General features: G+C 72.1%; 6 protein-coding genes. 4 read left to right on the top strand and 2 right to left on the bottom strand.

From position 1 onward, the window contains the following. Window positions 1–214: 214 nt before the first annotated feature. The gene (locus JGS39_RS26440; RefSeq protein ID WP_219572086.1) at window positions 215–1,084 is read right to left on the bottom strand and encodes a hypothetical protein; all 870 of its coding nucleotides are present in this window, start codon (window positions 1,082–1,084) and stop codon (window positions 215–217) included. 30 nt (window positions 1,085–1,114) lie between these two features. On the opposite strand from JGS39_RS26440, the gene JGS39_RS26435 reads away from it, so the two are divergent. Further along, window positions 1,115–1,864 carry a tetratricopeptide repeat protein gene (locus tag JGS39_RS26435; protein ID WP_219572085.1) on the top strand — a complete coding sequence of 250 codons (750 nt, stop codon included), beginning with the start codon at window positions 1,115–1,117 and terminating at the stop codon, window positions 1,862–1,864. A 57-nt stretch (window positions 1,865–1,921) separates the two neighbouring features. Here JGS39_RS26435 and JGS39_RS26430 read toward each other — a convergent pair whose 3' ends face one another. Further along, window positions 1,922–3,199, bottom strand: coding sequence for a DUF1015 family protein (locus tag JGS39_RS26430; protein ID WP_219572084.1), 1,278 nt, complete (start codon window positions 3,197–3,199; stop codon window positions 1,922–1,924). Window positions 3,200–3,270: 71 nt separating this feature from the next. Between JGS39_RS26430 and JGS39_RS26425 the strand changes: the two genes are divergently transcribed. The 3 genes from JGS39_RS26425 (at window position 3,271) to JGS39_RS26415 (ending at window position 6,559) form a co-directional block, all read left to right on the top strand. After that, the gene (locus JGS39_RS26425) at window positions 3,271–4,299 is read left to right on the top strand and encodes an HAD-IIA family hydrolase (protein WP_219572083.1); all 1,029 of its coding nucleotides are present in this window, start codon (window positions 3,271–3,273) and stop codon (window positions 4,297–4,299) included. Between the two features lie 224 nt (window positions 4,300–4,523). Then, the gene (locus tag JGS39_RS26420) at window positions 4,524–5,483 is read left to right on the top strand and encodes a FecCD family ABC transporter permease (RefSeq protein ID WP_219572091.1); all 960 of its coding nucleotides are present in this window, start codon (window positions 4,524–4,526) and stop codon (window positions 5,481–5,483) included. Between the two features lie 86 nt (window positions 5,484–5,569). After that, on the top strand, window positions 5,570–6,559 hold the full coding sequence (locus JGS39_RS26415; protein WP_236064374.1) for a FecCD family ABC transporter permease: 990 nt from the start codon (window positions 5,570–5,572) through the stop codon (window positions 6,557–6,559). Window positions 6,560–6,631: the final 72 nt, after the last annotated feature.

Here is a 6,631-nt window from a genome sequence, read left to right as displayed (position 1 = left end):
GGACCCTTGGTCCCAGCGTTCAACGCTGGGACCAAGGGTCCTTTTTGTTTTTCCGAAGCGCGTCGGATGTCCGGCTGCGCAAGAATGTCTGTAGTACCCGATGACAGGAGCACCACCGATGTCCACCAACTCTCCCGACGATCGTTCGGAGCGCGAGCCGCGTCGCCGGGACGGCGGTGACCGGGGCGGCTTCAGCGGCGGTCGTGACGACCGATCAGGCGGCCAGCGTCGGGACAACGACCGCGGCGGCAACCGACGCGATGACAGCCGGCCCAACAGCAGTGGCGGCTTCCGCCGCGACGACAGCCGGCCCACCAGCGGGGGTGGCGGCGGGTTCCGTCGCGACGACCGTGACAACCGGGACCGTGCTCCGCGTCGCGATGACAGCCGTGGCGGCTCGTCCGGCGGTGGGTTCCGCCGTGACGATCGTGCTCCGCGTCGTGACGACAGTCGTGGTGGGTCGTCCGGTGGTGGTTTCCGTCGTGATGACAGTCGTGGTGGTTCCACGGGTGGTGGGTTCCGTCGTGATGATCGGGCTCCGCGTCGGGGCGTCGGGAGTCGTGACGACCGGCCGCGTGGGCCGCGTCGCGACGACGACAACCGCAGCGGCGGCTTCCGTCGTGACGACAGCCGTGGCGGCTCCTCCGGCGGTGGCTTCCGCCGTGACGACAGTCGTGGTGGTTCCACGGGTGGTGGGTTCCGTCGTGATGATCGGGCTCCGCGTCGGGACGATGACCGTGGTGGTCGTCCCAGTGGTGGCTTCGAGCGTCGTGACGACCGGCCGCGCGGGCCGCGCCGCGACGACGACAACCGCAGCGGCGGCTTCCGTCGTGACGACAGCCGAGGCGGCTCCTCCGGTGGCGGTTTCCGTCGCGATGACAGCCGTGGCGGCTCCTCCGGTGGTGGCTTCCGCCGTGACGACAGCCGTGGCGGCTCCTCCGGTGGCGGCTTCCGCGGGCAGCGGGACGATCGTGACCGGGGCGGTTACCGCGGGCGTGACGACCGTGGCGGGTACGAGCGGCGGGACGACCGGGACCGTGAGCCCATCAAGCGGCTTCCGATTCCCGACGAGGTCACCGGCCACGAGATCGACAAGGACGTCCGGCAGGAGCTGATGAGCCTGCCCAAGACCCTGGCCGAGGATGTCGCCAGGAACCTTGTCATGGTGGCCCGGCTCCTCGACGAGGACCCCGAGCAGGCGTACGCGTACTCGCGCATCGCTCTGCGGCTTGCCTCGCGTGTGGCGGCCGTGCGGGAGGCTGCCGGCTTCGCCGCCTACGCCACCCAGAAGTACGCCGAGGCACTGGCGGAGTTCCGGGCGTCCCGTCGGATGACCGGTTCCGTGGAGCTGTGGCCTGTCATGGCTGACTGCGAGCGTGGACTCGGCCGGCCCGAGCGGGCGATGGCCATGGCCGGTGAGCCCGAGGTGCAGAAGCTGGACAAGGCCGGTCAGGTCGAGATGCGTCTGGTGGCTGCCGGCGCCCGCAGGGACATGGGGCAGATCGACGCCGCCATCGTGACGCTGCAGAGCTCCGAGCTCGCCTCCAGCGCCGTTCACCCGTGGACGCCCCGCCTGCGCTATGCGTACGCGGACGCGCTGCTGGCGGCGGGGCGCGAGGACGAGGCGCGTGAGTGGTTCGGGAAGGCCCTGGAGGCCGACAAGGACGGCTCCACGGACGCATCGGACCGCCTTGCCGAGCTGGACGGTGTCGAGTTCGTCGACGCCCTCGGTGGCGACGATGACGATGCCGCCCCCGCCGGTGCCGAGGCGCCGGTCGTGGTCGATGCGGACGACGACATCGACGAGGACGACGAGGACGAGGATGACGACCTGGACGAGGGCGACGGTCCCGTCAAGGCGTAGCGCATGAGAGGAGGGCGGCACCCCACGGGTGCCGCCCTCCTCTGCGTTCGGGAGGGCTCAGCCGAGAGTCAGGCTGCGCAGAACCAGGCCCGTGGCCGGCTTGGGGCCGAAGGAGGTCGACTTGCGCGGCATGGTGACGCCCTGCCGGGCCAGGTCCCGTACCACCTCTTCGCGCACCGGGTGCATCAGCACCGCCGTGGAGCCGTGGCGCTCGGCCTGTTCGACCGCTGCCGCCGTGTCGTGGATGTAGGCGATGTGGGCGGGGTCGTCGGGGATCCGCCAGATGTGGTCGAGCAGGACGGAGTGCAGGACCGTCGCGTCGAGGGTGCGCCAGGCGGCCGGCCGGTCCGCGGGAACGGTCCGGGCCAGCAGGCCCTCGTCCGGGTGGTCGACCAGATGGAAGCCGCCGTCGCCCGCGAGCAGGAAGGCGTTGCCCTGGGCCGCCGCTTCGGCAAGGACGTCCAGGGCGTGGGGAAGTGGTCCCCCGACGGTGCGGACGCGGAACTGACCGCCCAATGAGTCGAGCGCGTCGGCGACAGGCAGGCCGTGCAGCAGCCGGTGGATGGAGCGGACCCGGAGCGGATAGCGGGCGGTGTCGACCAGAAGGACCAGGCCGAAGTCCCAGGGGCCGGGCACGGAGTGCTCCTGCTGGAGCCGGAGGTAGGTGGCCCAGCGGTGATGCCCGTCGGCGATCAGGGCCTGGCGGCCGGCCAGATCCGTTTCGATCTCCGCGCGGTCGGCGGGGTCGGTGATCGCCCAGAGCCGGTGGCTGTAGCCGTCCTCGGTGGTGGTGGCGAGCAGCGGCGGCCGGTGGACGGTCCGCTCGATGACGGCGGTCGTACCCGTGGCGTCGCCGTCGCTGCGGTAGGTCAGCAGCAGCGGTTCGAGATGCGCCGCGGTGGTTCGCATCAGTTCTGCGCGGTCCTCGACGACATGGGCCATCACGTCCTCGTGCGGGAGCACGATGCCGTCGGCGGGGTCCGAGAGGGCCAGCGCGCCGATGACGCCGCGCTGGAGGATGTCGCCGTCATGTTGCTCGTACACGTACAGCGCGGGCTCGGGGTCGGGGGCGAGGACCCCTTCGGCGAGCCAGCTGTTCAGGGTCGCGGCGGCCTGTTCGTGCCGGGCGGCCGCGGAGTCGGCCTGGGGCAGGATGAGCCGCACGATGTTGTGCGGATCCGCCGATTCCAGGTGGTGCAGCCCGTCGGGGCGCACGACGACGTCGTACGGGGGCGAGGTCACCGCGGCGAGACTGCCGACCTGTTCGGGGACGTAGCGCAGTCCACGGAACGGAATCAGACGCAGTCCCTGGTCCGCCGGGCCTCGTGTGTTCATTTCCGCATCGTATGCGCGGGTCGGGGATGCGCGATGATCGGGGGATACGCAGGCGATGAGGAGCGCGGAATATGAGTCGGGCGAGCAGGACCAGGCCGAGCGGGAGCAGTGCCGCGCTGAGCGAGGCGTACGACACAGCACTGCTCGATCTGGACGGTGTCGTGTACGCGGGCGGGCAGGCGATCGACCACGCCGTCGATGCTCTCGGTACCGCGCGGGACGGCGGGATGCATCTCGCGTACGTGACGAACAACGCGCTGCGGACGCCGGCCGCGGTGGCGGAGCATCTGACCGAGCTGGGGGTGCCCACCGAGTCCGCCGATGTGATCACGTCGGCACAGGCCGTGGCCCGGCTGGTCGCCGATCAGCTGCCGCCAGGGGCGCGGGTGCTGGTGATCGGGGGCGAGGGGCTGCGCGTCGCGCTGCGTGAACGGGGGCTGGAACCGGTCGAGTCGGCGGACGACGACCCCGTCGCGGTGGTGCAGGGGTACGGCGGGCCCGACCTGGCGTGGGGCCGGTTCGCCGAGGCCGCGTACGCGATCAACCGCGGGCTGCCGTGGTTCGCGTCCAACACGGACCTGACGATCCCGAGCGCCCGGGGGATCGCGCCGGGCAACGGGGCGGCGGTGGAGGTCGTACGGATCGCCACTGGGGCCGAGCCGCAGGTTGCGGGGAAGCCGCTGCCGCCGATGCACCGCGAGACGGTGCTGCGGACCGGGGCCGAGCGGCCGCTGGTGGTCGGGGACCGGCTGGACACGGACATCGAGGGGGCGTTCAACGGGGAAGTGGACTCCCTGCTCGTGCTCACCGGGGTGGCGGACGCGGCGCAGTTGCTGGCCGCCGGGCCGGAACACCGGCCGACGTACGTGGACGCGGACCTGCGCGGTCTGCTGACGGGGCAGCCCGAGGTGACGCGGACGGGCGCGACGCACGGCTGCGGCGGCTGGACGGCCTCGGTGCAGGGCGAAGGGCTGGCGCTGGAGGGCGACGGGGACGCGCTCGACGGTCTGCGGGCGCTGTGCGGGGCCGCGTGGTCGCACGCCGGGGACGGCTCGTGCGGCCTGGACGCGGGTAAGGCGCTGGCCCGGCTCGGACTGTAGAACGGGGTGGGGCGGCCAGGTCAGCCCGTACGTCCGACGGCCACGCCATTTGCCGTCGGGCCGCTCGCGGCCGGCCGCCCCTGGAAGACCGAGCTCATAGTTGGCTAGGCTAACCTAACCGCGTGTTGGTTGAGAGTCCTCCGAACCCGAGCCCGGGCCCGATAGCCGCGCCGGAGAGCGCCCCGCCCCCGAGACGCCATGCGGTACGTGCCGCAGGGCTCCTGGTGGCGGTGGCCGCCCTTGTGCTGGTCTGCCTCGCGAGTATCGCGATCGGTGCCAAGGGGCTGCCGCTCGCCGACGTCTGGCACGGCCTGTTCCACTACGCGGGGAGCGGCGACGACGTCCTCGTACGGAAGGTCCGGATTCCCCGGACCGTGCTGGGGCTCATCGTCGGCGCCGCCCTCGGGCTCGCGGGGGCCGTGATGCAGGCGCTGACCCGCAACCCGCTGGCCGAGCCCGGACTGCTCGGTGTCAACGCGGGTGCGTCGGCGGCGGTCGTCTCCGCCATCAGCTTCTTCGGTGTCACCTCGCTGACCGGGTACGTGTGGTTCGCCTTCGCCGGAGCCGCGATCGTCTCGGTCGCCGTGTACCTGCTCGGCGGCAGCCGGTCCGCCAATCCGGTAAGGCTCGCGCTGGCCGGGACGGCCGTCACCGCCGCGTTGTACGGCTACGTCAACGCCGTACAGCTGCTGGATTCGGCGGCGCTGGACCGGCTGCGGTTCTGGACCGTCGGTTCGCTGGCCTCCGCGAACATGGAGACCGTCGGCAAGGTGTGGCCGTTCATCGCACTCGGCGTGCTGCTCACGCTGCTCATCGCGCGGCCGCTCAACGCCCTGGAGATGGGCGACGACACCGCGCGGTCCCTCGGCGCCCATCTGACCCGGACCCGGGTCCTCGCGATGCTCGCCGTCACCCTGCTGTGCGGGGCCGCGACGGCCGCGTGCGGGCCGATCGTCTTCATCGGGCTGATGATCCCGCACCTGGTGCGCGCGATCACCGGACCCGACATGCGCTGGATCCTGCCGTACGCGGCCGTGCTCTCCCCGGTGCTCCTGCTCGGCGCAGACGTTGTCGGCCGGGTCGTCGCCCGTCCGTCCGAACTGCAGGTCGGCATCGTCACCGCGCTGCTCGGCGGGCCCGTCTTCATCCACCTCGTACGACGCAAGAGGATGTCCCAGCTGTGAAGGCCACCCAGGAGGAGACGGCGGGGACGAAGGGCACGGCACGGTCGGTGCGGGCCGTGCGGACGGCCGGCGGGTACTCGTTCCGGATGAACGTCCGGGCCTCCCTCGTCATCGTGCTGCTCGCCGCCCTGGCGGCGGGGACGGCTGTCGTCCTCATCGGCAGCGGCGACTTCTCGATGACACCGGGCGAGGTCGTCACCACGCTCTTCGGACACGGCACCTTCCAGCAGGAGTTCATCGTCACGGACCTGCGCCTGCCGCGGGTGCTGGTCGGACTCCTCGTCGGGGCGGCGCTCGGCGTCGGCGGCGCCGTGTTCCAGACCATCTCGCGCAACCCGCTCGGCAGCCCCGACGTGCTCGGCTTCGGCCAGGGCGCCACCGTCGGCGCGCTGACCGTGATCGTCCTCTTCCAGGGCGGGGCGGCAGCGGTCGCCGGCGGAGCGGTGGCCGGCGGCCTGCTGACCGGGGTCGCCGTCTACGTGCTGGCGTGGAAGCGCGGGGTGCACGGGTTCCGGCTCGTCCTGGTGGGGATCGGCGCCGCCGCCATGCTCACCGCCGCCACCCAGTACCTGATCACCAAGGCCAACCTGGTCGACGCGACCCGTGCCGTCGTCTGGATGACCGGATCGCTCGACGGCCGGGACTGGGCGCAGGTCTGGCCCCTGCTCGTGGTCTGCGGCGTACTGCTCCCGCTGGTGTTCGCACACGGGCCCGCGCTGCGGGTGATGGAGATGGGCGACGACGCCGCGTATGCGCTCGGCGTACGCGTCGAACGCACCCGGCTCGTCCTGATGGGCTCCGCCGTGCTGCTCGTCGCCGTTGCCACGGCCGCCGCGGGACCGATCGCCTTCGTCTCCCTCAGCGCCCCGCAGCTCGCCCGCCGGCTCACCCGCTCCACCGGCCCGAACCTGGTCGCGGCGACCTTCATGGGTGCGGCGCTGCTCCTCGTCGCCGACTGGGTCTCGATGGAGGCCTTCGGCGACCGGCAACTGCCCGTCGGCGTCGTCACCGGGGTCCTCGGAGGCTGCTATCTGCTGTGGCTCCTGGTGTCCGAGCGCAGGGCGGGCCGAATATGAAGACCCGCGCACGGGGCACGGAGCGGACGGCCGGCACCGGTCCCGCACCCCATTCCCTCACCGATCCGACCC

Origin of the sequence: Streptomyces poriferorum, from assembly GCF_019399235.1 — a bacterium.
Classification (GTDB): Bacteria; Actinomycetota; Actinomycetes; order Streptomycetales; family Streptomycetaceae; genus Streptomyces; species Streptomyces poriferorum.
This window is presented reverse-complemented; position numbering and strand designations above follow the sequence as displayed.

Excerpts from the sequence above, each read along its gene's own strand:
- JGS39_RS26435 (WP_219572085.1), top strand. The coding sequence starts at position 1,115 with ATGAGCCTGCCCAAGACCCTGGCCGAGGATGTCGCCAGGAACCTTGTC.
- JGS39_RS26430 (WP_219572084.1), bottom strand. The coding sequence starts at position 3,199 with ATGAACACACGAGGCCCGGCGGACCAGGGACTGCGTCTGATTCCGTTC.
- JGS39_RS26425 (WP_219572083.1), top strand. The coding sequence starts at position 3,271 with ATGAGTCGGGCGAGCAGGACCAGGCCGAGCGGGAGCAGTGCCGCGCTG.
- JGS39_RS26415 (WP_236064374.1), top strand. The coding sequence starts at position 5,570 with ATGAACGTCCGGGCCTCCCTCGTCATCGTGCTGCTCGCCGCCCTGGCG.